Source organism: Marinomonas ushuaiensis DSM 15871, assembly GCF_000521805.1.
GTDB lineage: Bacteria > Pseudomonadota > Gammaproteobacteria > Pseudomonadales > Marinomonadaceae > Marinomonas > Marinomonas ushuaiensis.
In genome coordinates this window covers 285,070-311,099 of the sequence record NZ_JAMB01000001.1, presented here as the reverse complement: position 1 = coordinate 311,099, position 26,030 = coordinate 285,070, and the positions used below count along the sequence as shown (strand labels likewise).

Sequence of the window (26,030 nt, the reverse complement as noted above, 5' to 3'; positions counted from 1 at the left end):
TGGAAATACTAAACAGTCGTTTGTTGCAGCGCTTTCATTTCATCATGACACTCTTTCATTCTTACTTTGATTCGCTGAAGTATTATTTCACAGTTTTGCGGTTGCTCTCTTTCAAGCGCAATATCGATTTCTTCTAGTACTTTATCCTCCACTTCCTCCAGTTGATCAATGTAAGTAAAGGCAGTGGTATCACCAGATATCTTAGAGAGTAATTTGGTATAAGACTGACGCAGTTTCACCGCGTTACTTGTATCTTTCTCTAGCTCTCCTTGCTCTTGGACCGCGAACTGCTGTAACTCTGCCGCCGCTTCCCGTTTAGCACTGATCATTCGATTAAAGAACACTTTGTAAGAGTCCGTGCCTATTTTAGTTTTCGCCTCTTGGTAGAATTCCATACCACCATTCATCACTTTTATAATGTCTGTAATATGTTTGACTTGATCTGTTTGATTTTGCATGTTTCCTCCTGATTAGCGTTTTGTTTATTTCGTCTTACTCACTACATACTTGGCGATAGAGTACTCAAAAACAACCGAATCCCTGCGAATGCACATAGGGTTCATACTTTTTTCAGAATTCAAAAACTCTTTTACAAAACTTATTTCACTCTCAAATGAATGACTTATTAGATCGAGGTTTAACCTAGTCTTATCGCCATATATTTTTCTCACGCCCATAAAAAAATCCTCGCGATTAGGCGAGGATTTTTTAGTTCACTAAGGTGTTTTTTAAGATCTGAAAAATTACACTTTGTGCTCTGTGTGAAGCTCTAACTGGTTACCCGCTTCTGGATCATTGTAAATACTTTCATCCAGTTGCCCTTCGCTCTTCGCGACAGAAACAACGACATAACCAGACACATTAACTGCGGTACCAATCGATGCAAAAACAGACATGAGAACAACCGTCAGATAGCCGGTGAAATCAAGATCAACACCATAGATATTTGCGATAAAGACAAACCATTATTTCTTGAGTTTTTTTCATAAGGCTTTTTTACTCTATTATGGAATAGTATACGAGACTGAAAACCAATGAATTTGCATCAAGTGTTAGAGCTACACAGACTCTGATGCTATATTTTATGTATCTTTTTACTAAAATATTTAACCTTGTTAGGTCTGTTTTATGAAATGTCCACATTGTGAATCTAAGCTGTCATTTTCCTTGCTTAGAAAAAGTATTCGTCGTCCACAACCTTGCCCATCTTGTGATGAAGGCTTTACTGTCACACTCAGTATGAGCCGTATGTTTTTACTGATTATCCCAGTTGCCATGAGCTTATTCATGATTCGCCCTATCAGTTTACATTGGGGCATTCCCCCAAATCTTTTTTCAGTCTTACTCATTGTTTTGTATGTCTTATCTTGCGCCACATTGATAAAACGCCCAGTGCGCTAACAACAAATAACGCTTTAATAAATGAAACAGCATGATGTATCTTACTAGATAATCTTTAGGGCTTAGGCTCTCAAAAGGCTTAGTAACAACTCAAATAAAAAATAACGAATAGAGAGCGATGTTATGGAAATCACCCATACTGGATCCTGCCTTTGTGGCGCCATTAAATTCGAAATGGAGGGCAAATTTAAAAAGTTTTTCTTCTGCCATTGTAGCCGTTGCCGAAAAACATCTGGCTCTGCTCATTGTGCGAATTTGTTTGCTCCAGGCGCAAAACTTACCTGGTTGAGTGGTGAAGAAAAAATCAGTCATTACCGCTTGGAAGGCGCGAACTTCGCTCGCAATTTTTGTTCTACTTGCAGCTCATTGCTTCCCCTTCATGTCAAATCAAGAGACATAGTTGTTATACCAGCTGGTTGTTTGGATACAGACGTAGAAATAACACCACAAGCGCACATCTTTACGGACAGCAAAGGCAATTGGGATCAAGTACTAAACGATATTTCTTGCTTTGAGCAAATGCCTGCCTAGGTAATTTGAGCTAACAAAAAGCCAACATTGAAGAGCTAAATCGACAAAGACGATAGCCCACACAATTTTCGAGCCGCTTCGATTAGAGTGCTTTCTTCTTTCGCGAAACATAAACGAATCAATCTCTGATTTTTTGGCGCATCTTGATAAAACACACTGACAGGAATCGCTGCGATACCGATTTGATCCACCAGTTTTTCGCAAAATGCTACATCATCCAAATCACTGATATCGCTGTAATCCAACAATTGAAAATACGTACCCTCGCATGGTAATAATTTAAAACGACTGCCTGCTAATGCTCCTCTAAGAACGTCGCGCTTTTGTTGATAGAAAGCAGCGAGCTTTTGACTTTCCTCTGGGCATTCATTGAGATGCTCAGCCAAAGCTTGTTGCAATGGCGTGGCGGTACAAAAGGTGATGAACTGATGTACTTTTCGAAGCTCTACTGTGAGTGCGGCAGGCGCGATAACGTAGCCAACTTTCCAACCCGTGAGGTGAAAGCTCTTGCCAAAAGAGGAGACCACAAAGCTACGCTCGCGCAATTTTTCATGTTTGTGAATACTTACTGCGTTAGTAGAAAAGTGAATAAATTCATACACTTCGTCTGACAATACATAAATGTCGCGGCTTGAAATAGCTTGCCAAAGGCTGTCTAAATCTTCCGCTAACCAACAACTCCCTGTTGGGTTATGAGGCGTATTCATCAGTACTAATCGGGTTTTGTCTGTCAGTAAGGCTTCGAAAGCGTTCCAGTCTGGACGAAAATCAGGTGCGGTTAATACAACTCGTCGACAAACCCCACCCGCCAATGTTACTGCTGGTTCATATAAATCATAAGCAGGATCAAACAAAATCACTTCATCGCCTTGGCGAACAAGCGCAGCGATGGTGTCGAAAATAGCTTCAGATGCGCCACTGGTGACCGTCACTTCATCTAAAACATTCACTTTACGATCGTAATGACGATCAATTAGCCCTGCGATGGCTTCCCTTAAAATGGGTAACCCTGTCATTGGAGAGTATTGGTTGTTGCCTGTGAGTAAGGCATTTGACGCTCGCTGTAACAATCGTGAATCAGGCGGGAAGTCAGGAAATCCTTGAGATAAATTAATGGCGCCTTTTTCCATTGCCAAAGCCGACATTTTAGTAAAAATAGTGGTGCCGACAGTGGGCAGTTTTGAAACGATGGTCACGCGAAATTACCTTAAAATAAAAAAGTCATGAGAGTTATCAATAAGAGTGCAAAGGTCGCACCTTATTATTAAAGCGTCAATACACTTTTCTCGTATCTCGCCTTACTTCTATACAACTCATTCAATAGATTTAAGGCAATCACGTTTCAGACACAAAAAAGCCAAGACATATGTCTTGGCTTTTACCTATCAGGTTTTCACACCAGCTTTACATACAAGAAACAGCAACGCTATTTTAAGGCTGAGTTAAAAATGGATAGTCTGTGTAACCAACTGAGCCTGGCGTATAAAAAGTATCAGGATTCGGTGTATTGAATTCTGCACCTTGTTTAACACGCTCAACGAAATCTGGGTTTGCCAAGATCCCAGTGCCAAACGCCACACTGTCTGCTTTTTTGTCGGCAATCACTTGGCTTGCTTCTTCTGGGCTGTAACCCATGTTTACCATCAAATGACCTTGGTAAGCTTCACGAGCGACAGGAACAACATCAGCTTGCTGCAAACCAAAGAAATCCGCTCTCATCAAATGCAAGTACGCTAAGTCGAAACGATTAAGTTGTTCCGCCAAAAAGCGTGTCCATGCTAATGGATCGCTGTCTTTCATACTTTGGAAACTGTTTAACGGTGAAAGGCGAAGACCCACTCGACCACTGCCCATAACCTCGGTAACCGCTTCAATGACTTCGCTTAAGAAACGCGCTCGGTTTTCAAAAGAGCCGCCGTATTCATCTGTACGTTGATTAGCGCTGTCCCGTAAAAACTGATCAATTAAGTAACCATTCGCACCATGAATTTCTACACCATCAAAGCCTGCTTCTTTTGCATTCATTGCCGCTTGACGGAAATCACCTACGATGGCTTTGATTTCAGAAACCGTTAATGCACGAGGCACCGTGTAAGGCTTTTTGCCTTCTGGCGTATGAGTTTCACCTTCGATGGCAATCGCACTGGGTGCAACCGCTTCTTTTCCACCATTTAATAATGGATGAGCAGCTCGACCTGCGTGCCAGATTTGAAGGAAAATACGGCCATCGGCTTTATGTACCGCTTCTGTTGTTAGCTTCCAACCATCGATTTGTTCTTGAGAGTAAATACCAGGATCATCACCAAAAGCAGACGTGTTCTCTGTCACCATTGTGCATTCAGCGATCAACAAACCTGTACTTGCACGTTGTGAATAATATTCCGCCATCAAGGCATTCGGTAGGTGATTGGGCGCACGCGTACGCGTTAGTGGGGCCATGATAAAACGGTTTGGTAATTTTAAATCGCCCAATTGGACAGGGTTAAATAACATGTTGTCGGTTGTGCTCACTGCTAACTCCAAAAAATGACTCTAAATAATTCGGTATCAATACCAAGGATAGTCACTTGATGAGGCTAGGTTTGTACAATTCAATCGCTTGCACTTTCTTTACTGAGTTGTAGTTTATTTAGTAAGAAATAAATCTTATTTTCCTATATGTTCACAAACATGAAATCATTCTCACTCATGGGTTTATTTACGCCTTAGAAAAAACAATAATAACTCAGGATTCTTTTTGGTGTTAATCGGTCTTTTTTACTTTAAAATAGCGTTTCTATAACCGTTTTGGAGAAGAACATGAATAAAGAACGTCCGGTTAATCTTGATATCAAGACAATCAGTTTACCCATAACGGCCGTTGTATCCATATTACACAGGGTATCTGCTGTAATTTTATGGGTTAGCATGGCAATTTTCTTGCCTGCTGTTTATTTCTCACTTTTATCTGAAGACAACTTCAACGGCTTACTAGAATTCTTCTCACAAAATCCATTAGGTCAGTTCATGGTCTGGGGATTATTGTCTGCTTTCGGCTATTACATGTGTGCGACAGTGAAACACATCATCCAAGACTTTGGTCATTTTGAAGAGCTTGAATCAGGTAAAAAAATTGCGTTAACTGTGGCTATTGTTGCTGGTTGTTTTTGTATTGTATCGGGGATTTGGGTATGGGCGTAATGTTATCAGGTAAAGCTCGTAGCGGCACACGAGAATGGGTATTTCAACGTTTATCGAATGTTGCCATTTGCCTTTGGGTTGTTGTTTTTATTGGGCTTATTCTTACTTTAGATACAGCCACTTTTTCCGATTGGAAAGCGTTATTTTCTCCTACGTGGTTTAAGGTTTATACTTCTATTACCTTAATCATGGCTTGCCTTAACGGTGTTTTAGCGGGCTGGCAAATCGGCACAGATTACATAAAGCCAAACTGCATCAACCGTATTTATATCGCAGTCGTCATAGCAGGAAGCCTTAGCTACTTAGCTTTCGGTCTTTATACTCTTTGCTCCATGTAAAATTTCTCCTTAAAATTGCGTTCGTTTAAATAATGACGAACGCAATTTTAAATTGCTATAAATAAACTAACCTTTTCTTGAAAACTTCATAGAATACATGGCTTTATCTGCTCTATTTAGCATGTCTTCAAGGCTGTCATTGCCTTTAACTTCTGTGCTACCAACACTAAAAGCAATCAACACTTCTTGGCTATTTACTTCGATGCTAAGAGACTCACGCTCACTCAACAACTGATTAAGTATGCTGAGATCTGTATTATCTTCGCCGACGTTAGAAGTGCCTTTCACCAATATCAAAAACTCATCACCACCCCATCGGGAAACTTCACCGCCATTCCCCACGATATTTTTTAAATAGTCAGCAATCCGTTGTAGTAAAAGATCACCAACAGCATGACCATATTCGTCATTTACTTTTTTGAACTGATTAATATCAACATTTATCAAACTAAAAGGCTGATGATGATCCTGCCAGTTTTTGATGTATTGCGTCATATGGACTTTAAAGCCACGACGGTTGAATAAACTCGTCAAAGGGTCAAGCTTGGAAAGATGATCTAGTTTTTCTGTTCGCTCTATGACTTTCTGCTCTAATTCTTGTTGGTACTCTAAAAGTGATAACGATATTTTTTTATATTTTGATATTAGTCGTTTGATTTCTCGTCCCGCAAAGAAATTTAACTTAGGTTCGTGATACTTTCCTTTTTCTAACGAACAGATAGACCGCTCTAATTCATTCAATGGTTTGGTAATTATCAAGGTTATTAATACATAAATGGTAACCAGAGCACAGACTAAGCTGATTAAGAAAACAACTAACAAACTTGAGAATTCAGTCCACGGAAGGAAACTATTAATATCAATGAAGTTCACTTGGAACCAATCGATTTCAGCAATATAAATAACACTGGCCAATTGACTAACACCATCTTTATTCACTCTGGCCATTTCAACATTATCTGGCTGCAGTTTTGCTAATTCAAAACTCTTTTGTAGTTGTTCTCTAGAGCTATCATCATCCAACAGTTGAAAGATTTGTTTTTTATTATTAGATTGCTTGGTTATAGAAGCGTAATCAATAAGCTCTTCTTTTTGATAAAGTTGAATTGAACCATCATGGTCCGTAAACACAATTGCAGAATAAATGTCCTGTTCATTAACCATTTTCGATAAAAAGGTCGTTAGATCTAAACCTGTACCAACAACACCCAAGATGTCTTCACCGTCTCGAATCAATACATCGCTCCAAAGCTTTACAACACCCAATTCAACGTCTGGATTGACGTTTAAATGCAGATTTAGCTTTATGTCGATGATTGAATAAAACCATGAATCTGCGGTTTTATTCTGATCTAATGTATAGCGATAAAACTCTTTTTCGGATTCGTCTTTGTTCGTATTTTGGTACTTACTATCATCACTATAGTAATAACGTTCACTCCCTCTTAGTGCAATGAAATAGGAGTTATCTGAAAATCTAGATCGAAAAGCCTCGGTATCATCAAATGCTTGCTGTTTTAAGACATCGTTATACGGTTGTTTCGCCCATGCTTTTAGAGACTCTAATTCGGCGAACTCTTTTGATAAATTTACCTCTTGTATCAAAGGTAACAAGGTGCGAACTTTATCGTACTTAACCTGTTTTTCAGCATACCGCTCAACCCAACTAGCAATAATGCCTTCTGCTAACATTTGCATTGAAAGCCATGAAAAAAAACTCGTCGTTAATAAAATAAGTGCGGTGAAAATTAAGAAGCGTGATTTAATCGTCATGTTCGAAAGAACCCCTTATAACAACTTTTTACATAAGAAAAAACGAACAAGTCAGCACTCCTTACGCTTGTTGAAAATGGAAATCTAGCGCCTCTATTTTATGCGCTGTTACCTAGCTCTTAGCAATCAGTTACACTGACGCAATTATTTTAATGCCTTTAATTAAGGCCGTTTAAAACGCCTCCTTTATAAAAAAGAGAACACATATGAGCTTTACCTCTTTAGGACTTCTTAAAGACATCACTAATATTGTAGACCAATTAGGTTATGCAACACCTACGCCAATACAAAAAGCTGCAATTCCTTCTATTCTTGCTAACAAAGACCTTATGGCTGGCGCTCAAACTGGCACAGGAAAAACCGCCGCTTTTGCCTTGCCTCTTATTCACAGTATTTTACTAAAAAAAGAAGTGGATAACTTATCTCATATACGAGTATTAGTGCTAACGCCAACTCGTGAGCTAGCGCAACAAGTTCACTCCAGTTTTGTGAAATACAGCAAAGATCTGATGGTTAAATCTGTCGTTGCCTATGGCGGGGCAAGTATTAATGTACAAATTGATGCATTGAAACAAGGTTGTGACGTGCTAGTCGCAACGCCTGGCCGATTGCTTGAGTTGATTATGAAGAACCTCATCGATTTAAGCGCATTGCAAACGCTCGTATTAGATGAAGCAGATCGTATGCTGGACATGGGATTTATCATTGATATTCAACGCATTCTTAAAAATCTTCCTGAAAGTCGTCAAACCTTATTCTTTTCTGCGACATTCAACGACGACATTTTTGCACTAAGTAAAACCTTATTGAATAACCCGCAATTGATTGAAGTTGATAGTAGAAACACGACAGCAACTCAGGTCGAGCAAACAATTTACGCCGTTGATGTCGATAAAAAAAGTGCTCTGCTTTCGTTCTTGATTGGTTCAAAGAACTGGAAGCAAGTGCTTATTTTTACGCGCACAAAACAAGGCGCAGATGAACTTGCCAAAGAAATGCAAAAAGATGGCATTGCTACTCAATCTATTCACGGTGATAAATCCCAAGGTGCTCGAGATCGTGTATTAGCCGAATTTAAAGAAGGCAAAGTACGAGCTTTGGTTGCAACCGATGTAGCTGCACGAGGCCTTGATATTGAACAATTACAATATGTGATCAATCACGAACTACCTTACAACGCCGAAGATTACATTCATCGTATCGGAAGAACAGGCCGCGCGGGAACAACCGGACTTGCCATCAGTTTGATCACAGAAAAAGAACGCTACTTATTAACGGACATTGAAAAACTGGTTGGTGAACAATTCATTCCTCAGTGGCTTCCAGGTTTCGAACCAGACTTAAATAAACCAAGCAGTTCTCAAAAGAAACGTGAACCATCGAAAAAAGAACTGAGAGCCAAAGCACTTGGCCTTCATCCTAATAAACATAAGAAACCAAAGAGCAAACATCCTTATAAAAACAGCAAATCATAACATCGTACATTTCATGGTGCTCTGTTAAATAAATAGAGCACCATCAGAATGCTCTTACCTATCCCTCTTACCTTCTAAATTCTTCTACTTTATCTCCCTCCTATTCTCATACCTTCGTCTTTTTCTTATTTTCTGATAAAGCACACCCTAGATACTTCGCAATACCCTGAAGCATAAGCAATTTTTTGTCATTTCATAATTTCCTATGAAAATATCTTCATAGGATTTCTCTTACTAATAGAGGTCAAAGTTCTTGAATAATCAACAAATCAACTGTAAGTTTATTGTCAATTCACACAAATACACGTAAAATTTACCAAACATCTACGCAGTAATTAAATAACGTTTGGTGATGGAATAAACATCGAGAGGGAGCAAGAAATATGAATAAAAGCAAAACAGATTTATTGGAAGCAAGATCTGAAAGAGAATATGCTTTTTATTCGGATTATTTACTGCAACATATACGATCTGCGTCTCCAAGACATTTACGCGGCAACTCTTTAACAGAACGTTTGCAGAGTTTGAATGATGAACTGGAAAGTTTGATTGCCAAGAATCGAGCACCTAAAATTTTTCCGACTCAAATGCGTGCTGCGTTTAATTCCACTCAACTTCCTTTAAGTGACTTCCGCTGGATAGATATAAAAAACGAACGTTTATGTAATTGGGCTTGGTGTTATCTAAAAAGCACAACTAAAGCCCCAGAAGCAGGCCGAGAACCCATTCTAATTAAGGTTCCTAATGCAGAAGAGCGCATAATCAATATGAGCCTCTTATCAGCAAAAGCGTTTAACAATGAAAAGCACAACACAGCCGACAGACTGACTGACATTCTAAATGCTTTTTATGGTGGCGAAGCTAACGCTCAGCAACAAGAAGACATCCTTAATCACTTAAAGGTGAAGTGGAACGAAATCCATTTAAACGAGACCATTGTTAATTGGCTGGAAGAAAATAACCCAGTACATTGGGCTTGGGCATGGTCTTATCTTCAAAACATAACCCAAAGACCACTAGAACCGGCTTGGATACCCGTTAATGATGCAGAAAAAAAAGCAGTGGTTATTGCTACTATCGATTTATCTGATAACGTAGACCGTAAAGTCATCATCATTGATAAAATGAAGAAGGCGTGGAGCCAGAAAAAATTTCGCGAAAAGTCGAGTGGCAGAAAGCCTTACAGCATAAGCATGACTCTTAACACAAAACAAAAACTAAATGCGTTAGCGGAAGAAAATGGTATGAAAATCAATGAAATGATTGAATACCTAATAAGAAATGAATTTAAAAAACGTGATAACCACGAATAGACTTGTTCACCACGAGGTGAAAAGGATTTCGCATCGCCAGAAATAGAAATCATATTAATATTTCTGGTGGTTTCATTTTTCATTTAATCACTGTATAACGAGCCGCATGAAAATCCCTAAAAGAATACAACCGCTCATCGAAGATGGATTAATAGACGAAGTCCTTCGACAGTTAATGAGTGGCAAAGAAGCAACCGTCTACGTGGTACGTTGTGGATCAGAAATCCGCTGCGCGAAAGTCTATAAAGAAGCTGGGAAACGAAGCTTTAAGCAAGCCGTTCAATACAGAGAGGGGCGGAAAGTTCGTAATAGCCGTCGATCACGAGCGATGGAAAAAGGCTCTAAATTCGGCCGTGACGAACAAGAGAGCCTTTGGCAAAATGCTGAAGTTGATGCCTTGTATCGCTTAGCAGCGGCTGGCGTTCGTGCACCCACACCTTATGGTTGCTTTGATGGCGTTTTACTAATGGAACTTGTCACTGATGACGAAGGCAAAGTGGCACCTCGTTTAAACGATGTCGTCCTTAGTGAAGAGCAAGCCAGACGCGACCACGCTACAATTATACAAGACATTGTTCGTATGCTTTGTGCCGGTCTCATTCACGGCGATTTGTCTGAGTTCAACGTACTGGTTGACTCCCACGGCCCAGTCATCATTGATTTACCACAAGCCGTTGATGCTGCAGCAAATAACAATGCTGAATGGATGCTAGAGCGTGATATTAACAATATGCGCAATTATTACGGCATGTCTGCACCAGAATTATTGGAAACAAAATACGCCAAAGAAATTTGGGCACTGTTTGAAGCGGGTAAACTAACCCCAGAAACAGAGCTCACTGGCCAGTTTGATGAACCAGAAGAAGAAGCAGACGTAGATTCTGTTCTCACCGAAATCAAAGAAGCATACGAAGAAGAACAAGAACGCCTTTCTCGCATTAATGCTAATGATGAAGACGAATAAAGACGTCTAATGACAGAAAGAAGAACATAAAAAAGAGATCAATGGCCTTTATTCGTTGTCTCTTTTTTTATGTCAAACAGTTAGAAACACGTACCCACTTATCGCATAAAAATTGAATTACCCAATCAATTATGTATAATCCCGCCGGTCTTTGACTGAAAGGTCAAAGCACATACTAACGCTTTATTTAAAAAGCAAAATTTAAAACTTGGGTTCCCTCACCCCAATCAAACGAAAAAGGCCACAATATGAGTAATTTCACACCTGTGCAGCAAGCGAAAGCTCTGCGCTACCTTGCTATGTTCCACTTATTAATCATTGCTTCGAGCAACTATCTTGTTCAAATTCCTTTTACCATTGGGGGATTTCACACAACGTGGGGCGCATTCACTTTTCCTTTTATCTTCTTAGCAACCGATCTAACCGTACGAATTTTTGGTGCGTCATTGGCTCGTAGAATCGTTTTCTGGGTCATGATTCCGTCGCTTATCGTTTCTTATGTGTTATCTGTCATATTTGCTCAGGGGCAATTTCAGGGCTTTGAAGCACTTTCGTCACTGAATGCTTTTGTAGCGCGAATTGCGATTGCGAGTCTATTGGCGTATTTGCTTGGTCAAGCACTTGATATTCAAGTATTTAACCGTCTTCGACAACTAAAGCAGTGGTGGATTGCACCAGCAGCTTCCACGCTATTAGGAAATGGATTAGATACCTTGGCTTTCTTCGGCATCGCTTTCTACCAGAGCCCTGATCCTTTTATGGCTCAACATTGGCAAGAAATTGCGTTGGCAGATTTCGCCTTCAAATTAATCATCAGCCTTGGTTTGTTCATTCCGTTGTACGGCATGCTGCTTAATTATTTAACGAAGAAGATCACGACCATCAAACCAGACTTCAAACTTTCTAACGCTGACGCATGAAACCAAATTACGGTTGAATTGAATCACCTCAGTACCAAAGATCACCATATTGATCTCGGTGACTGAGGTAGACTCTTAGGTCGAATTCTAATTGATGGTAATCTGGTTCCATGTAAGAACAGAGCTTATAAAAAGCTTTGTTGTGATCTTTCTCACGAAGATGTGCAAGCTCATGAACCACGATCATTTTGAGCAAAGGCTCGGGGATTTTTCGAAATAAAGACGAGATGCGAATCTCGTTTTTTGCTTTCAGCTTACTGCCTTGTTTTCTCGAAACATAAGTGTGCAACCCAAGCGCGTTATTGATGATGTGAATTTTATCATCGTAAATAACCTTACTGATAGGCGGCGAACTACGCATAAATTCGCTCTTTAAATCCATGGCAAACTCATATAATCCGCGTGTGCCATTAAGATTATGTGCATTAGGGTATTTTTTAAGAAGCCAGTCACCAGATAAACCAGAGGCTAACAAATCCTGAACTTGTTTCTGTACCTGAGCACTGTACCCATTAAGGTAGCTTCTTATACCGTTACACGGACTTTTTTGACTCATAAACCCTACTATCTGAATACATTATTTGAGGTCTTATTCGCCACTCAAAGTAGTACTGAAAGCCGAAATTATAGTTAAAATAAAGACCTTCGGCCATGACATTCTAATGAATGCACGCAGTTCCGACCTGCATTTTTTGACTGATACAAGGCTTTATCTGCTTGGCTTAACAACTCATCCACGGAGCAATAACCGCCTTCCTTGTAAGCAATACCTAACGATACCGTAACATGAATCTCTTGATTATCAGGACCTATAACTCTACTTTTTTCGATTGCCAATCTGAGTGTGTTGGCGACCTTAATAGCACCTTCTTGTTTAGTCGATGGTAATAAAATGGCAAACTCTTCACCGCCAATTCGAGCAATTACATCATTTTGCCTCAGAACAAGCTGACTCACTTCCGCCAATTTCTGCAAAACCAAGTCGCCTGCCTTATGACCATAAGCATCATTCACTTTTTTAAAATAATCGATATCCATCATAACAATAGACAAAGGCGTACTCGTTTTATTAAGAACACTTTCGCATTGCTGAAAGAAGCTCCCGCGATTTAATAGTCCCGTAAGATGGTCGTAATAGGCTCGCTTCTCTAACTCTTCTTGTGCCTTAAAGCTTTCAATCGCAATGCTCACCAAGTTACTGGCAAAATTAATCAGTTCAAAATCTTTATCTGTTGGTGAAGAAGGCACATGTTTATATATGGCGAAAGTACCAAGTAAATCGCCTTTCGAAGACATAATAGGATCTGACCAACAGGCGGCAACATTTGCTTTTTTAGCTAACTCATTAAACCCTGTCCAGTTTTTATGTGTCGTAATATCTTCAACTATAATCCGCTCTCCTAGATACGCAGCGGCACCACAGGAACCAACATTCATACCAATTTTTAGGCCATCAACAGCATCATTATAAAAATCAGGAAAATCAGGGGCGGCACCGAGCTTCAAACATTGCTCTGTTTTATTGAATAACAACACGCTACAAAGGGAGTTAGGGCTCTCTAATTGAATCTGCTTCACTATGAGGTTCAAAATATCTTTTAATGCAGAACTTTTGGCCACCATTTCAAGCATATCGCTTTGCGTGCGTAATCGTTTTTCAGCAATCCAATAATCCGTGACATCATTAAAGTACCACAGTCGTTTATCACCGACCGTAGAGAAACTCATACTGACTTGTCTAATGGATCCATCTTTGCAAAGCAGTTGTGTTTTTAAATCTTCAGCAGACGAATCACCATGACAACTCAGAAGCCAAGGCTGGATAATATTTTGAAAAAAATACTCATCATTAGAAACTCGTAAACACCAAGTACGAATATCAGGAAGGTCTTGCAGAGTAAAACCGAACAGCTGTTTAAAGCTCTTATTAATGTATTCCACTCGACCAGAGGAGACATTCGACCACACAACAGAAATAGGCGTCGTATTTAAAATATCCTGTAATCGAATATCATTTTTTCTTATGTTGTAAACCATACAAATTTCCACGAAAAGAATTCTTATTGCGATACAAAATCAAATCTCATCGCTCACTCTCTAATTAATAGTAATCAACCATTCGGTTCAAGATCAAATCGTCAATTATTTGTATGATTTTTGTACATTAGCTATATGAAATCTCTTTAAGTAAATAAGAACAATTTGAAAGCCGCTAAAGCGGACATTATTCGAATCATCCATTTGAACTGAATCGGATTCACTTTCTTTAAAAAATGATAGCCAATAAATGAGCCAAGCGCCAAACCTGGTAAAGCGTAAAGGCTCGTTTTTGTACTCTCAACAGATAACAATCCAAGACCGATATAAAGTGGCAGTTTTAATAAATTGAGGATGAAAAACGCCCAAGCTCGTGTACTGATATAGGTCGCTTTTTCTAGTTTTTGCTCAAGTAAAAACAAACTAAACATGGGGCCTGCGGCATTCGCCATCATAGTAATAACACCACCAAAAAATCCCATTAGATAGGCAGTAACCGGTTTGCGCATGAAGGCTGCTGGACGAAAATCCAGATACAAACCTAATCCAATCATCGCGACTATGATGACACCAAGAAACGTTAGAAATTGATCCGCACCGATGTTCGCTAAAAAGTGGCTACCTACAAACACACCTAAGAAAGCGAGAGGTAAAAAGCGCGCCAAAACAGACCAAGCAATTTTATGTCGATAACTGGCAACCGCCATCAAGTCCGTCACGATATACAGTGGTAACAAAATCCCTAATGCTTCTGGGCCGGGGAAAGCAACCATAACAATCGGCAGTATTAATAACCCCATACCGCCAACGGAAAACTTTGAAAAGCCAGTAATCAAACCCGCTAAAAACAATATAACTAATGGTAAATCCACATTTTCCTCCATTCATTAATTCGTAACAGTCGCTAAGAAACCTGTCCTTTCAAGCGTCTGTTCAATAGATAGAATCATAAGACAAACAATGAAAAATAAATAATTTCGTTTTATTATTAAAATGATAATAATTACTAATCATTAAGTGACGCCCTATTATGAAACTGGATCAACTGAGAGCCTTTATTGCGGTTGTCGAAACAGGTAGTTTTCGCTCTGCTGCAGACGCCATCCATAAAACACAACCAGGCATCAGCGCGGCGGTAAAAACATTGGAAGCCCAGTATGGTATTTTACTCTTTGACCGAGACAGTTATCGCCCGACATTAACCGCGGAAGGCCATGCCTTTTTCCAACAAAGTAAAAAGCTCATATCCCAAGCACAGCAACTTGAAAACCTTGGCCACGACTTAGCCAAAGGCATAGAAGCACCATTGCATCTTTGTCTCAGTCAAATGGGCGTAAACGATAATGGCATGGTAAGAATCAAAGCTTTTCAGACTCAATACCCAGAAACATCTTTAGACATTACAACAGACCATTTACATGGCGTTCAGGAAGCGCTCACGAAGAATAAATGTGACGTTGCTATTGGTCCAAGATATGGGCTTGATGACCGTCACGCCTTTGTTGAGCTTTATAGAATCAACATGATTACGGTTGTTAGTCCTGACGTATTGGCTTTTCTTAACAACGACCAAACCTGCTCTTTAAAAAATAATGTCAGCGGCGCAAAGATCAAACAACAGCAACTTTATTCATTGCCACAAATTCTAGTGAGCAATACTGCAGTAAACTCAGCAGAAAACGGACACAGATACACTTTACCAACAGGAAGGCGTTGGTACGTGAATGATTTTCAGACAAAAAAAACCATGCTGCTGCATGGTCTTGGGTGGGCTCGGATGCCCAAACACATTATTGGCTCAGAACTTGAAAATGGTCAGTTGATTCCGATTGAAGTCGAAAATTTCACATCTCAAAGCCAAGTTCCTATTTTCATGATTCGTCTACGCCATCAGACTCAAAGCTCTCAATCCAACCTTTTTTGGGAAATGATGAAATGCTTTTCTAACTCATCTGATGACACGTAAGAATGAAACTTGATAAACCGCCTTTATGATTTTTTATTCAAAGCCCAATCGTAATCCAAGAACTTGATATCCACTTTTTTGTTATCAAGAGCAGTTTTTACACGTTCAGGTAGCGATATAAAAGACGCATAATTGCTGATAAAGTCCTCTAACGAATCATAACCTTTCCAGCCTTTTTCAAAGTCTTCACGGTACCATTTGAAGATAGAAGACAATTCTAATTTTTTACCATTCAAACGGTTACGGCTGCTGTCAGCTAAAAATAGTTCTGTCTGTGTCTCTAGCAAGCTGTCTAGGTTATCACCTTGAAAGGCTTGATTCGCCAATGCAGGACAACCGATGCTCGCACAGTTCACTGCAAAGTGAATACGTGGATCATTGTAGCGATCGGATCCACGAATGAGTGTATGTTCAACCTCATCTAATGAACGCTTCTCACCCAACAAAGTGACAATTTTTTTGCTCCAAGGTGAGCTAAACAAACTACCAAGATCTTTAATAGAATCAAGATCAGGCCATTTCGTTAGAATCAACTCCACAGTCCACGCATTGTATGAGTTAATCAAAAAAGCCAGTTGATCGTCTTTAGGCCAACTATCGAATTCTGTTTGGTTTACTTTAGCCAAACGATCTAAGTAACGTTTCAAAGATGTTCTGTCATCTGCAAAACCTTGATAATCTACTTGGCTGGCTTGTCCGCCATTCAAGAGATGCACATTTTGCTGTAGCAAGTCGTTCCATGATGAGTGATCAAACGCGTTTTCCGCGTTGACCACCGCACTTTGCAATCCAATAATCGTGAATAGAGTCATCAACCAGTTTTTCATGGGATATTAACCTCGACGCCATGTGTGGTATTTTTCAACCCAACCCAAAATACGCTCTGGTGTGTGTGCGCGTTTCCATTCGCCTGCTGCGTATTTGTTTGACTCAGCCCACGTTGGATAAGTGTGAATCGTGCCTAATATTTTATTCAAACCTAAACCGTGTTTCATCGCCAAAACAAACTCTGCCAATAGTTCACCAGAATGTTCGCCAACAATGGTCACACCCAAAATTTTGTCTTTACCCGGAACCGTTAAGACCTTAACAAAGCCCGCTGTAGCGCTTTCTGCAATGGCGCGATCAAGGTCATCAAGACCGTAACGAACCATTTCATAGGCAATGCCTTGTTCTTTCGCGTCTTGCTCACTTAAACCCACACGCGCTACTTCAGGGTCAACAAACGTCGCCCAAGGTATCACTCGGTAATCCGCACGGAACTTCTTGAAAGTACCGAACAATGCATTCACGGCAGCAAACCAAGCTTGGTGTGCGGCTACGTGCGTAAACTGGTAAGGACCCGCCACATCACCTACTGCAAAGATATTCGGAAACAAGGTTTCAAGGTAATCGTTTGTCACGATATTACGATTTGTTTCGACGCCTAGGTTTTCTAAACCGTAACCTTCAAGACGTGCTTGACGACCTACTGCACAAAGTAACGCATCAAACTCTATAACTGTTTCAACACCGTCTTTTTCAACAATCAGACGCTTAACATCGCCTTCTTTTTCACAGCGAATAGCATTATGAGATGTTAAAATGGTTACACCATCTGACCTCATACTCTCTTGAACCAGTTCAGACACTTCTTCGTCTTCTCTCGCCATAATGCGAGTCGCACGTTCAACCTGAGTGACATTAGAGCCTAGACGAGCAAAACTTTGAGCCAATTCAGAGCCGATTGGGCCGCCACCTAATACAACAAGGCGTTTTGGTGGCTCATCGAACTTCGCAAACTCTTCCCACAAATTATCACTTGTGTAATAGCCTACGTCATTCAGACCTGGTAAATCAGGAACAAATGGACGAGCACCTGTCGCCAAAACAATACTGCGCGCAGTTAGACGTTGTGTGCCACCATCGTTTAATTGAATTTCTACCGTCCAAGGGTCAATCAGTTTTGCATAACCCTGCACGACGTCTACACCCAACTCTGTGTAACGCTCAACACTGTCGTGAGGCTCTATTTTACTGATAACATCATGAACACGTTCCATGACTTTTTTGAATGAGAACGTCGGCTCAGCACTGTTCAAACCGTATTTTTCTGCGTGACGCATTTGCTGTGCCACTTTAGCGCTTTTAATCAAGGCTTTACTCGGAATACAACCGTAGTTAAGGCAATCACCACCCATTTTGTTGGCTTCGATTAAAGTGACTTTTGCTTTCACGGCTGCAGCAATGTAAGCGCTTACCAATCCACCAGCACCGCCACCAATAACGATAAGATTACGATCGAATGTTTTTGGCTTCGTGAAATTCTTGTATACACGACGTGCTTTGATGATTTCAACTATTTTCTTAGCGATCAAAGGAAGTACCCCTAACAAGACAAAAGAGAACAATAATGAAGGAGACAAAATACCAGACAAACTTTCAAGTTGGCCCAGTTGTGTCCCTGCATTCACATAAATAACCGTACCCACTAGCATGCCTAATTGACTTGCCCAGTAGAATGTAAAAGCACGAAGTTTGGTTAACCCCATGACTAAGTTAATAAGGAAGAAAGGGAACACAGGAACAAGGCGAAGCGTAAATAAGTAAAACGCACCATCTTTTTCAACACCTTCATTAAATGCTTTAAGGCGATCGCCAAAACGCTTTTGAACCGTACTTTGTAATAAATAACGTGACGCCAAAAAGGCTAGCGTTGCACCAATACTACTGGCGAAAGAAACAATCACTGTTCCTAAAACCAAACCAAACAGAGCACCTGCCGCCAAAGTCATAATGACAGCGCCAGGCAACGACAAAGCGGTTACTGCTACGTAAAGCAATAAGAAACCACCCGTCACTAAGACTGGGCTAGCACTGCGCCATTCTTCAAATTGCGTAAGACCAGACTTCAGACCATCTAAGGTTAAAAGTTGGTGTAAATCGAAGTAGAAGAATCCAGCGATAATCGCTGCAATCAACACCAACAGTCCAATTTTTTTCATGTAACAGGCTCCAATAAAATCGATTCAGACTCAGTTCAAATTCATCATTAAAATGACGATATAGTGATTAGACGTCAAAAAAGTCGAAATATTACAAACCATTCCGTTTTTTCTTAACGCCATCGAACCAAACCCCACTTCTAACACAATTGATGACATTGAGATCTACAAAGCGGAATAGTATTTGTCTATTTGATACGACTCGCCAAATAACTAAACACAATACCTAGAGTACATATTAGCAGTATTAATGAGACTAGCCCGTAAATCCCATAAAACGAGATCAAGAACGCAAACGATGGAGGCCCGATTGTGCCGCCCAAATTACCGAACTGAGCAACCAAACCATAGCTTTCAGCCTGCTCACTTGGATTACGAGCCAAGGCAGGAATCATCGCCATGGAAGCACCAGAAACCATACCAAGAAACAAAATTAAGACGCCAACAGTTAGGCTAAACAAAATAGGTTGATCTAATATTGAAGACAAAGAAGGTATTCAATATATCGATTGAAATGTCAGTTTATAAAAAGATGTGATAACAAACGAGGGCAGACAACAGGGTCAAAAAAGACATAATTATAAGAGGTGAAATCAATATAAAAAAAGCCTGATCGTTAAAACATCAGGCTTTGTCATATTGTTTTTAAAAGAATAAATGCGTTTTAATTAAGACTGATGAACTTCCGTAATCAGCTCTTGGTTTTTAAGCTCTTTCATACGTAATCCAATATTACCGAGAATCAGAATCGTTGCACCAACGACTTGATACGTCGTTAAGCCTTTGTCCAAGAAGAACCAGTTAATCGCCGCCGCAAAAACAGGGAAAGATAACTCCGCTAATGTCGCCATTTGCGCAGGCACCGTTTTCAAACCGCGATAGTAAAACCACATGCCGATCAAACCGCTTAATAGCGCCATGATCACGATAAGGCTTAAATCGACTGTTTCTACCGCTTTTAAACTGTCTGTATATATTAACGCCAACGGCCCAAGAACCAACAGACCGGCAACAAATCGACCGGACATAATCGCGTTCGCCGGCACATTTTGATGAGAAAGGTATTTACCGCACACTGTCGCCGCGCCCCATGCAGCCACTGCAATCAAGGTAAAGCCATAACCTTTTAACAGACTCATGCTGTCACTGGAATAATGCCATTGAGCATCAGCTAACAAACGTAAATCGGGCCACATCATAATGAAACTACCCGATAAAATAACCACAGCCCAACGAACAAATTGTCCTTCAATACGTTCTTTTAAGAACCAATACGCCAATACAATCGCTACGATAGGTTGCAGTTTTTGCAACAAAATCACTACGGTTGGATTTAAATATCGAAAAGCTTCCGTGAACGCCAAAGTACCAATCGCCGAGCCCACGCCGCCAATAAAGAATAGGCACAACAAACTATTGAGTGATAGATGCCGAAAAATAGAGCGATAACGCCATATCATCGGACTGACAATAATAACCAAGGTAAGGTGTTCGATTAAAACGATTTGCAGTGCGGAATAACCCGAACCCAATAAAGGGTACCGAATTAAGGTATCAAGCGCCCACGTAAAGCACGCGATCATGATAAAGAGTGTTCCTGCCATCTTTGATTTCTCCAAATGAATAAGATGCACAGGGGTGATGAGTACGAATATACCAAGTGTACTCTATGCTAAAAAGCACAGAAAGAAAGCACCCGAATAGCATCAGGCACCCTAAACACTTGGTCGATCTTCTATCATCCGGACTGTAACCGTCGGCTCTGGAATCACACCAGATCTGCTGACCTTAAAGCTTTACTAAAAGTAAAATATTAAGCGCTCGCGGGCTGTTTGCTTTCATTCATTAACATTTGATTAATGAATTTTGTCAAATCACCGCCGGTGGGGAATTTCGCCCCGCCCCGAAGTTCGATTTATGTAAAATTTACCGCGCAACTTTAAACTTATCCTTTTGTTTAGGCAATATTTAGACTGAGTTTTAAAATGTTTTGTTTTCTTCTGCCTGTTTATTACATATTTCTAGAGGCCTTTGCACGAAGTAACGAGCGAAGTTAAGACAAGGCAAAAATAGACGAGAAAACGGAGTTTATGGGTTATAAATGAGTATTTCGAGTCTGTTTTTAACAAAGTATTAGCAAGCGCAGTAGTCGTGCAAAGGCCTCTCCTATACACTCACCACCTAAAAACAATATTCATTGAATAGGACAACTTCAATGCAACCATCATCTAGAAGTGGCATTTTTTTCGCTTTGTCAGCATTTCTTTTATGGGCTATTACACCCATTTATTTCAAAGAAATGTCATTTGTACCTGCAACAGAAATTCTTTCTCACCGGATTATTTGGTCTTTTCTGATTGTTATCGCATTAATCTTGGTGCTGCGCTATACGAAAGCATTAACAACGGTGCTTCGATCACCAAAAACGCTACTGGTTATGCTCGTTTCCACCATTCTCATTGCGCTAAATTGGGGAACCTTTATTTGGGCAGTACAAAACAATCAAATGTTAAGCGCGAGTTTGGGGTATTACATTAATCCCCTTATTAGCATTCTATTAGGGGTGGTCTTTTTCAAAGACAAACTTGATAGAGTTCGTAAAGCCGCTGTTGTTTTATGCTGTTGTGCTGTCGTTTTTGAAGTCATTCAATTTGGCTCTTTACCTTGGGTAGCACTTGTTTTAGCCACCAGCTTTGGTTTCTATGGTTTGGCGCGTAAAAAAGTGGCAGTTGATAGCTTCACTGGAATGGCCGTTGAAACCGCTATATTGTTACCTTTCGCTCTTTTTTATCTCATGTTCGCCACATCGCCGACGTCCAACATCCTTGAAAACAGCGCTACTGTAAACTGGCTTTTTATCGCTTCAGGCCCCATTACCATGGTGCCTTTAATGTGTTTTGCGGCGGCAACAAATCGTGTGAGTATGGTGACAATAGGTTTTTTTCAATATATCGGTCCAACGGGAATGTTTCTCTTAGCAGTATTTTTATACAACGAGCCATTGAGTTCAGACAAACTCATTACATTTGTACTGATTTGGTCAGCGCTTGCCATGCTAATTGTCGATTCAATTCGTCGTCTGCGTAACAATCGCGCTAAAAACACCCTTTCTAAAAAGTCGCTTAATCAGTAAAAAATTAACGGCTTAAGCATTAAAAGTCAGATATATAAAAAATAGGATTGTAGGCAGCCTGCTCTCTTATTTTTTATGTCTATTCGCATAAATTTATTTGTTTCTTTTTCCTCTTCTAAAGCACACAATCGCGGCCTGTTTGGCCATTGATTATATTAGAATGAAGATCATCTCTTTCGATGCATTAAGAACTCTCCACTTACCTCATGTTCGATACATAAAACCAGAATCTATGTACGATCATTTGGAAGAAATCAAACAAGCGGATTGGCTTCTCTTCCCACAGTATTGGCAACTTACTGCATTGACCTGCGGTCTCAAAAAACGCATTTTTCCTAGCCTAGCTTCTTATCTAATTGGGCACGACAAAATCGAAATGACACGCACTTTTCGAACGATCGTTCCACAACAACACCCTTACACCGTGATCTCGGCGAACACACCCTATGAAGCCGAAAAAATATGGGATGAAATGCCGTCTCCTTTTGTCGCAAAAATCCCTAAAAGCAGTATGGGAAATGGCGTATTTTTAATCGAAACACTAGGGCAGTGGCGCGATTATATTGCTCAAACCGACGTGTTATATGCACAAGAGTATTTACCTATTGATCGAGACATGCGAATAATTTGGGTTGGCAATAAAATCGTCAGTGGTTATTGGCGTTTGCAGTCTGACAATGGCTTTCATAATAACGTCAGCCAAGGTGGGCAAGTTGAAATTGCACTTATTCCGAAAGAAGCCCAAGACCTCGTTACCTTCATTGCAGAATCATTAGACATCAATCATGCAGGGTTCGATATCGCCATGGTTGGATCCGTGCCTTATGTGATCGAGATCAACCGCATCTTTGGTAACCAAGGAATTCAAAGTATTCAGAATGATGTAAATACCGAGCTGCTCAACTACCTGAACGAGCAACATTTACTATCTACAGCCATGTTAATCGATCAGCCAAGTGGGTTTTAGTTGGGAATGATCAAGAGAGAATAGAGCGAGAAAGACGTTTTAGTGTTTCGTCATGGTGTTGATTGCTTTTTTGAGAGCGAGGGCAGTATCACCTTGAGAACCGGTTTTAATTGAGCATTCTTTAATCGCTATAGCATAATCAGTCGGTATTTTGTCTTCTGAATAACGATCACTAAGATAGTGTATAAAGCTTGCTTGCTGGCGGCTAAAGAGCTTCTTCATTAGTTCGGCTTGTGATGCGTTGCCGCCGTAAAGCTTAAGCAACTTAGGGTCAATAACGTCATGATCTAGGTAATTACCATAGCGCCTTAATCCTAAATGAATCAGAGCCATTTCTTCTTTTGAATAGGTATTGCTTGCACCGCTTATTTTTGAATCGACAAAATTCGTCAACACCAAGCAAGAGTGAATTTCATTAATCGAAGTCGCTGAAGCTAACATAGACGATCCCATGAGCCCTGCAATCACCACAATTCTGCCGTAGACTCTCAAAGTCCTTTTCCTTCTTTTATTATAGTTAGCCGAAATTCTATAGCACTAGATAAGGAAGTACAAAAACTAAAATTGATCTGCTTTGTTTTGCAATCGAAATCACACACGTAAAAAAAACCGCTAATACCATAAGTATTCGCGGTCTTTAATACGACTAGAAAAAATTATTTCATGAAATCTTCGGAGCAATTTTATTTAAACGCTTTGGACTTTTTTCCCACCGTACTTTCACTTCAAACTGCTGACTGTCTTCGTCATCTGAAGCCGTCACTTTTAAACGCAATAAGCCTTTTGGATCAAGCGACAAGGCACCTTCTTTTTCATCACTAAACTCTAATTTCCTTTTACTCAACCCTTTCGACAAGGCTTTTAAAACGTCTTGAATATCATCAGGATCAAGCAAGGCTTCATATTTAAATTCTGTTTTTGATTTCATAATGGTTACTCGTAGATAGCCTGTAGTTCTTGTGCAGAGATCACTTTCGCAGCTGGGTAGTCACAACTTAGCCCAACAATGCCTGTGGTTTTATCAATCAAGGTAGCGCCGATTCCATAGCTTTTTAATCCTTCTGAGTGACGAGAATGGGAGTCTAAGGTGATGTCAGCCTCTACATGAACCAAACCTTTCTTGATCGCGATAAGCTGACCTTGCTGTCGATTCACATGGCCTTGAACCACCACATGAATACCGGCTTTATGAATGGCTTTCACACCTCGATCCGTCAATGGTAAATCCGCGTCACGGTATTTAGTACGGAAGGTATTGGCAATTGAGCTGTAGTAAAAGCTAAATAAGTCTCGACGCTTTAAATTGCGATGAAAGGCTTTATTCGCATAACTTGTGCCGCTTTTCAGTAACATTTGCCCCATGCTGTCATCGAGCCCAGCATGCAAAAATAAGAAAGAACCACGCTTTGCGACCAATTCCATTTTGCGAAAAAACCAATTGAATTCACCCTTTTTATGCAGAAATAATTGCTGGCACTTCAAAGAGGTTGCGTACACTTGTCGTAAGCTTAAACCCGCGGCGCGACAATGTTTTTCAAAACTGTGATTTTTTGATTCCATCTTACGCACTTCACGGTCAATCCCTTCTGCTGTTAAAAAACCAGCTGCGTGAAAAGGAAATTCTTTAAACCAATCTTCCCCAGGGAAAAGGTGTTTACGACACGCCTCTTCATCTGGAATTTTCTTATCCCAATTTGTACCCGCTAAATATTCATCAAACACTTCACGAAACAGCGGCACAACCTTCTTTCCCATGCGGACAAAAAAGTGCTGATTACCCACGTCTTTTTTACGTGCCAACGCCAATAAGCCCATCAACAGCCGCAAATCATGATTACCTGCTAATAAGGTGACACGGGCTTTTAAGGTATAAAGCTGTTTCACGCTGCGCAGCAACTCAAGGTTGCTCGGCCCTTTGTCCAAACAATCACCGCCGATAATGACTTCAGACTTCTTACCTTTTTTCGTCAAAGTAAGATGTCCTAAACCCGCTTTCTTTTTACGCTCCACCACACCTGCCGCAATCAAAGACGCTTCAAATGCCATCGCATCCGCATGAGGATCAGAGATAAATACCACAGAACGTTTTGGCCAACGCAATTTGTTTTTCTCAAAATGTGCTGGTGTATCATTGGATTCCAAAACATGGCTGTTCACCGAACTGTCGTCCCGCGGCCACGATGTCCATTCTGTTGGCAAACGCGCAATAATATCTGCGTGATTAGGAAAATCTGTAATAGCGGGAATCGGGTTCTGCATGATTAACTTACCTTAAAAATTAGCTTTCTATATTGGCGATTCAAGTCGTATTTCGAGAAAAATTCAATCAGGAACTTCATGTTCATGGGTTTGCCGTATTTTCCAACCACCGAAAAGCAGTTTTGCCTTCTTGTTATCAGCAAAGTCAAACACAACAGGGTGCCCATAAAACATGCTTAGCCGTTTAATATCAGGAAAAGTGATGATATTAAGATGAAATGCACAATGGCGTATTGACGCACCATGCCCAACAAACAATTTAATAAGAGACGGATTTTTTTCTGATGCTTTCCAAGACTGTAGATGATCAGCCACTCTTTGACCGGCTTGCATCAGCGATTCAGCACCGTCAAACGGTAGACAATAATAACTGTCTGATTTCCAGTTTTCAGGCGGTGTGTCAAAACGCGGGTCCAAGGTCATAACTCGCTCTATTTCGTCGATTGGCAAATTCGCCACGGCGCCAACGCTGCGTTCGCACAAGGCAGAATAACAACGAACTTGTGGCTCGCCATCGAAGTAATCACGCAGTTCTTCTATGTAGATAGACGCCGTTTGCCAAGCTCGAAGCAAGGTCGACGAATCAATCTCAGGGTTAAGCTTTGAGCCCGTCTGCTTTAGCCATTCACCAAAGGCGCGGGCTTGATGACGTACTTCCAGCTCGCCCTCTTCCGTTAAAGGAAAAGGCTGCAACGCGCTCGGCACATTCTTCAATTGTTCATAAGCACCATGACGAATCAAAGCTATACGCATGTTCGTGGTCATATTTGTGCTCGTGCTCGTATTCGT

Annotated in this window: 27 protein-coding genes and 1 riboswitch; of the genes, 11 read left to right on the top strand and 16 right to left on the bottom strand. The window is 40.4% G+C overall.

Features of this window, described 5'->3' with window-relative positions; translation table 11 throughout:
- Positions 1–8: 8 nt before the first annotated feature.
- Both MUS1_RS01410 and MUS1_RS15800 read right to left on the bottom strand, forming a co-directional pair.
- Positions 9–458: a PA2169 family four-helix-bundle protein gene (locus tag MUS1_RS01410; RefSeq protein WP_036158059.1), complete on the bottom strand. Its 450-nt coding sequence runs from the start codon at positions 456–458 to the stop codon at positions 9–11.
- Between the two features lie 285 nt (positions 459–743).
- On the bottom strand, positions 744–896 hold the full coding sequence (locus MUS1_RS15800; RefSeq protein ID WP_211236403.1) for a hypothetical protein: 153 nt from the start codon (positions 894–896) through the stop codon (positions 744–746).
- A 232-nt stretch (positions 897–1,128) separates the two neighbouring features.
- Between MUS1_RS15800 and MUS1_RS01400 the strand changes: the two genes are divergently transcribed.
- On the top strand, positions 1,129–1,401 hold the full coding sequence (locus MUS1_RS01400) for a hypothetical protein (protein ID WP_036158053.1): 273 nt from the start codon (positions 1,129–1,131) through the stop codon (positions 1,399–1,401).
- A gap of 123 nt (positions 1,402–1,524) precedes the next feature.
- Entirely contained in the window at positions 1,525–1,932 is a 408-nt protein-coding gene (locus MUS1_RS01395; RefSeq protein WP_036158051.1) for a GFA family protein, read from the top strand.
- Positions 1,933–1,967: 35 nt separating this feature from the next.
- Here the strand turns inward: MUS1_RS01395 and MUS1_RS01390 are convergent, their stop codons facing one another.
- Positions 1,968–3,128: a methionine aminotransferase gene (locus MUS1_RS01390; protein ID WP_036158049.1), complete on the bottom strand. Its 1,161-nt coding sequence runs from the start codon at positions 3,126–3,128 to the stop codon at positions 1,968–1,970.
- Positions 3,129–3,363: 235 nt separating this feature from the next.
- A complete protein-coding gene (locus MUS1_RS01385) occupies positions 3,364–4,425 on the bottom strand; it encodes an alkene reductase (RefSeq protein WP_036159073.1) in 1,062 nt (353 codons plus the stop codon).
- Between the two features lie 306 nt (positions 4,426–4,731).
- Between MUS1_RS01385 and sdhC the strand changes: the two genes are divergently transcribed.
- Both sdhC and sdhD read left to right on the top strand, forming a co-directional pair.
- Positions 4,732–5,112, top strand: coding sequence for a succinate dehydrogenase, cytochrome b556 subunit (gene sdhC / locus MUS1_RS01380; RefSeq protein ID WP_036158046.1), 381 nt, complete (start codon positions 4,732–4,734; stop codon positions 5,110–5,112).
- Positions 5,103–5,450 carry a succinate dehydrogenase, hydrophobic membrane anchor protein gene (sdhD, locus tag MUS1_RS01375; protein ID WP_036158043.1) on the top strand — a complete coding sequence of 116 codons (348 nt, stop codon included), beginning with the start codon at positions 5,103–5,105 and terminating at the stop codon, positions 5,448–5,450. Before sdhC ends, sdhD begins: the two co-directional genes overlap by 10 nt.
- Positions 5,451–5,516: 66 nt before the next feature.
- Here sdhD and MUS1_RS01370 read toward each other — a convergent pair whose 3' ends face one another.
- Entirely contained in the window at positions 5,517–7,223 is a 1,707-nt protein-coding gene (locus MUS1_RS01370; RefSeq protein ID WP_036158040.1) for a GGDEF domain-containing protein, read from the bottom strand.
- Between the two features lie 206 nt (positions 7,224–7,429).
- On the opposite strand from MUS1_RS01370, the gene MUS1_RS01365 reads away from it, so the two are divergent.
- From MUS1_RS01365 to MUS1_RS01350, 4 genes are all read left to right on the top strand, one after another.
- Complete coding sequence (locus MUS1_RS01365; RefSeq protein WP_036158037.1) at positions 7,430–8,698, top strand: DEAD/DEAH box helicase; 1,269 nt, start codon at positions 7,430–7,432, stop codon at positions 8,696–8,698.
- A gap of 383 nt (positions 8,699–9,081) precedes the next feature.
- Positions 9,082–10,011 (top strand): hypothetical protein, encoded by a 930-nt coding sequence (locus MUS1_RS01360; RefSeq protein WP_036158035.1) that lies wholly within the window; start codon positions 9,082–9,084, stop codon positions 10,009–10,011.
- A gap of 106 nt (positions 10,012–10,117) precedes the next feature.
- Entirely contained in the window at positions 10,118–10,975 is an 858-nt protein-coding gene (locus MUS1_RS01355) for a PA4780 family RIO1-like protein kinase (protein WP_036158031.1), read from the top strand.
- 248 nt (positions 10,976–11,223) lie between these two features.
- Positions 11,224–11,895, top strand: a complete 672-nt coding sequence (locus tag MUS1_RS01350; RefSeq protein ID WP_036158028.1) for a 7-cyano-7-deazaguanine/7-aminomethyl-7-deazaguanine transporter — start codon at positions 11,224–11,226, stop codon at positions 11,893–11,895.
- A gap of 28 nt (positions 11,896–11,923) precedes the next feature.
- Here the strand turns inward: MUS1_RS01350 and MUS1_RS01345 are convergent, their stop codons facing one another.
- The 3 genes from MUS1_RS01345 to MUS1_RS01335 form a co-directional block, all read right to left on the bottom strand.
- Positions 11,924–12,451 (bottom strand): M48 metallopeptidase family protein, encoded by a 528-nt coding sequence (locus MUS1_RS01345; protein ID WP_051436039.1) that lies wholly within the window; start codon positions 12,449–12,451, stop codon positions 11,924–11,926.
- Positions 12,452–12,525: 74 nt separating this feature from the next.
- Positions 12,526–13,932, bottom strand: coding sequence for a bifunctional diguanylate cyclase/phosphodiesterase (locus MUS1_RS01340; protein ID WP_036158025.1), 1,407 nt, complete (start codon positions 13,930–13,932; stop codon positions 12,526–12,528).
- Positions 13,933–14,078: 146 nt separating this feature from the next.
- Positions 14,079–14,804, bottom strand: coding sequence for a sulfite exporter TauE/SafE family protein (locus MUS1_RS01335; protein ID WP_036158022.1), 726 nt, complete (start codon positions 14,802–14,804; stop codon positions 14,079–14,081).
- Between the two features lie 158 nt (positions 14,805–14,962).
- Between MUS1_RS01335 and MUS1_RS01330 the strand changes: the two genes are divergently transcribed.
- Positions 14,963–15,898, top strand: coding sequence for a LysR family transcriptional regulator (locus tag MUS1_RS01330; protein WP_036158018.1), 936 nt, complete (start codon positions 14,963–14,965; stop codon positions 15,896–15,898).
- Between the two features lie 23 nt (positions 15,899–15,921).
- On the opposite strand, the gene MUS1_RS01325 is transcribed toward MUS1_RS01330, so the two are convergent.
- The 4 genes from MUS1_RS01325 to MUS1_RS01310 form a co-directional block, all read right to left on the bottom strand.
- The gene (locus tag MUS1_RS01325) at positions 15,922–16,725 is read right to left on the bottom strand and encodes a DUF547 domain-containing protein (protein WP_051436038.1); all 804 of its coding nucleotides are present in this window, start codon (positions 16,723–16,725) and stop codon (positions 15,922–15,924) included.
- Between the two features lie 6 nt (positions 16,726–16,731).
- On the bottom strand, positions 16,732–18,882 hold the full coding sequence (locus MUS1_RS01320; RefSeq protein WP_036158015.1) for an FAD-dependent oxidoreductase: 2,151 nt from the start codon (positions 18,880–18,882) through the stop codon (positions 16,732–16,734).
- A 188-nt stretch (positions 18,883–19,070) separates the two neighbouring features.
- Entirely contained in the window at positions 19,071–19,370 is a 300-nt protein-coding gene (locus MUS1_RS01315) for a hypothetical protein (RefSeq protein WP_036158012.1), read from the bottom strand.
- A gap of 180 nt (positions 19,371–19,550) precedes the next feature.
- Positions 19,551–20,486, bottom strand: coding sequence for a DMT family transporter (locus MUS1_RS01310; RefSeq protein WP_036158008.1), 936 nt, complete (start codon positions 20,484–20,486; stop codon positions 19,551–19,553).
- Between the two features lie 122 nt (positions 20,487–20,608).
- Positions 20,609–20,797, bottom strand: a riboswitch (FMN riboswitch).
- A 300-nt stretch (positions 20,798–21,097) separates the two neighbouring features.
- On the opposite strand from MUS1_RS01310, the gene rarD reads away from it, so the two are divergent.
- Together rarD and MUS1_RS01300 are read left to right on the top strand one after the other, a co-directional pair.
- Entirely contained in the window at positions 21,098–22,015 is a 918-nt protein-coding gene (rarD, locus tag MUS1_RS01305; RefSeq protein ID WP_036158005.1) for an EamA family transporter RarD, read from the top strand.
- 160 nt (positions 22,016–22,175) lie between these two features.
- Positions 22,176–22,982: an ATP-grasp domain-containing protein gene (locus tag MUS1_RS01300; RefSeq protein ID WP_036158002.1), complete on the top strand. Its 807-nt coding sequence runs from the start codon at positions 22,176–22,178 to the stop codon at positions 22,980–22,982.
- Between the two features lie 39 nt (positions 22,983–23,021).
- Here the strand turns inward: MUS1_RS01300 and MUS1_RS01295 are convergent, their stop codons facing one another.
- The 4 genes from MUS1_RS01295 to MUS1_RS01280 form a co-directional block, all read right to left on the bottom strand.
- A complete protein-coding gene (locus MUS1_RS01295; RefSeq protein ID WP_156924845.1) occupies positions 23,022–23,474 on the bottom strand; it encodes a hypothetical protein in 453 nt (150 codons plus the stop codon).
- 169 nt (positions 23,475–23,643) lie between these two features.
- Positions 23,644–23,910, bottom strand: a complete 267-nt coding sequence (locus tag MUS1_RS01290) for an amphi-Trp domain-containing protein (protein ID WP_036157997.1) — start codon at positions 23,908–23,910, stop codon at positions 23,644–23,646.
- Between the two features lie 5 nt (positions 23,911–23,915).
- Positions 23,916–25,241 (bottom strand): metallophosphoesterase, encoded by a 1,326-nt coding sequence (locus tag MUS1_RS01285; RefSeq protein ID WP_036157993.1) that lies wholly within the window; start codon positions 25,239–25,241, stop codon positions 23,916–23,918.
- Positions 25,242–25,304: 63 nt separating this feature from the next.
- The gene (locus MUS1_RS01280; protein ID WP_036159068.1) at positions 25,305–26,006 is read right to left on the bottom strand and encodes a histidine phosphatase family protein; all 702 of its coding nucleotides are present in this window, start codon (positions 26,004–26,006) and stop codon (positions 25,305–25,307) included.
- Positions 26,007–26,030: the final 24 nt, after the last annotated feature.

Coding starts and splice junctions, on each gene's coding strand:
- MUS1_RS01410 (WP_036158059.1), bottom strand. CDS start 458: ATGCAAAATCAAACAGATCAAGTCAAACATATTACAGACATTATAAAA.
- MUS1_RS01290 (WP_036157997.1), bottom strand. CDS start 23,910: ATGAAATCAAAAACAGAATTTAAATATGAAGCCTTGCTTGATCCTGAT.
- rarD (WP_036158005.1), top strand. CDS start 21,098: ATGCAACCATCATCTAGAAGTGGCATTTTTTTCGCTTTGTCAGCATTT.
- MUS1_RS01320 (WP_036158015.1), bottom strand. CDS start 18,882: ATGAAAAAAATTGGACTGTTGGTGTTGATTGCAGCGATTATCGCTGGA.
- MUS1_RS15800 (WP_211236403.1), bottom strand. CDS start 896: ATGTCTGTTTTTGCATCGATTGGTACCGCAGTTAATGTGTCTGGTTAT.
- MUS1_RS01330 (WP_036158018.1), top strand. CDS start 14,963: ATGAAACTGGATCAACTGAGAGCCTTTATTGCGGTTGTCGAAACAGGT.
- MUS1_RS01325 (WP_051436038.1), bottom strand. CDS start 16,725: ATGAAAAACTGGTTGATGACTCTATTCACGATTATTGGATTGCAAAGT.
- MUS1_RS01355 (WP_036158031.1), top strand. CDS start 10,118: ATGAAAATCCCTAAAAGAATACAACCGCTCATCGAAGATGGATTAATA.
- MUS1_RS01400 (WP_036158053.1), top strand. CDS start 1,129: ATGAAATGTCCACATTGTGAATCTAAGCTGTCATTTTCCTTGCTTAGA.
- sdhD (WP_036158043.1), top strand. CDS start 5,103: ATGGGCGTAATGTTATCAGGTAAAGCTCGTAGCGGCACACGAGAATGG.
- MUS1_RS01350 (WP_036158028.1), top strand. CDS start 11,224: ATGAGTAATTTCACACCTGTGCAGCAAGCGAAAGCTCTGCGCTACCTT.
- MUS1_RS01345 (WP_051436039.1), bottom strand. CDS start 12,451: ATGAGTCAAAAAAGTCCGTGTAACGGTATAAGAAGCTACCTTAATGGG.
- MUS1_RS01340 (WP_036158025.1), bottom strand. CDS start 13,932: ATGGTTTACAACATAAGAAAAAATGATATTCGATTACAGGATATTTTA.
- MUS1_RS01360 (WP_036158035.1), top strand. CDS start 9,082: ATGAATAAAAGCAAAACAGATTTATTGGAAGCAAGATCTGAAAGAGAA.
- MUS1_RS01280 (WP_036159068.1), bottom strand. CDS start 26,006: ATGACCACGAACATGCGTATAGCTTTGATTCGTCATGGTGCTTATGAA.
- MUS1_RS01285 (WP_036157993.1), bottom strand. CDS start 25,241: ATGCAGAACCCGATTCCCGCTATTACAGATTTTCCTAATCACGCAGAT.
- MUS1_RS01395 (WP_036158051.1), top strand. CDS start 1,525: ATGGAAATCACCCATACTGGATCCTGCCTTTGTGGCGCCATTAAATTC.
- MUS1_RS01365 (WP_036158037.1), top strand. CDS start 7,430: ATGAGCTTTACCTCTTTAGGACTTCTTAAAGACATCACTAATATTGTA.
- MUS1_RS01310 (WP_036158008.1), bottom strand. CDS start 20,486: ATGGCAGGAACACTCTTTATCATGATCGCGTGCTTTACGTGGGCGCTT.
- sdhC (WP_036158046.1), top strand. CDS start 4,732: ATGAATAAAGAACGTCCGGTTAATCTTGATATCAAGACAATCAGTTTA.
- MUS1_RS01385 (WP_036159073.1), bottom strand. CDS start 4,425: ATGTTATTTAACCCTGTCCAATTGGGCGATTTAAAATTACCAAACCGT.
- MUS1_RS01370 (WP_036158040.1), bottom strand. CDS start 7,223: ATGACGATTAAATCACGCTTCTTAATTTTCACCGCACTTATTTTATTA.
- MUS1_RS01300 (WP_036158002.1), top strand. CDS start 22,176: ATGAAGATCATCTCTTTCGATGCATTAAGAACTCTCCACTTACCTCAT.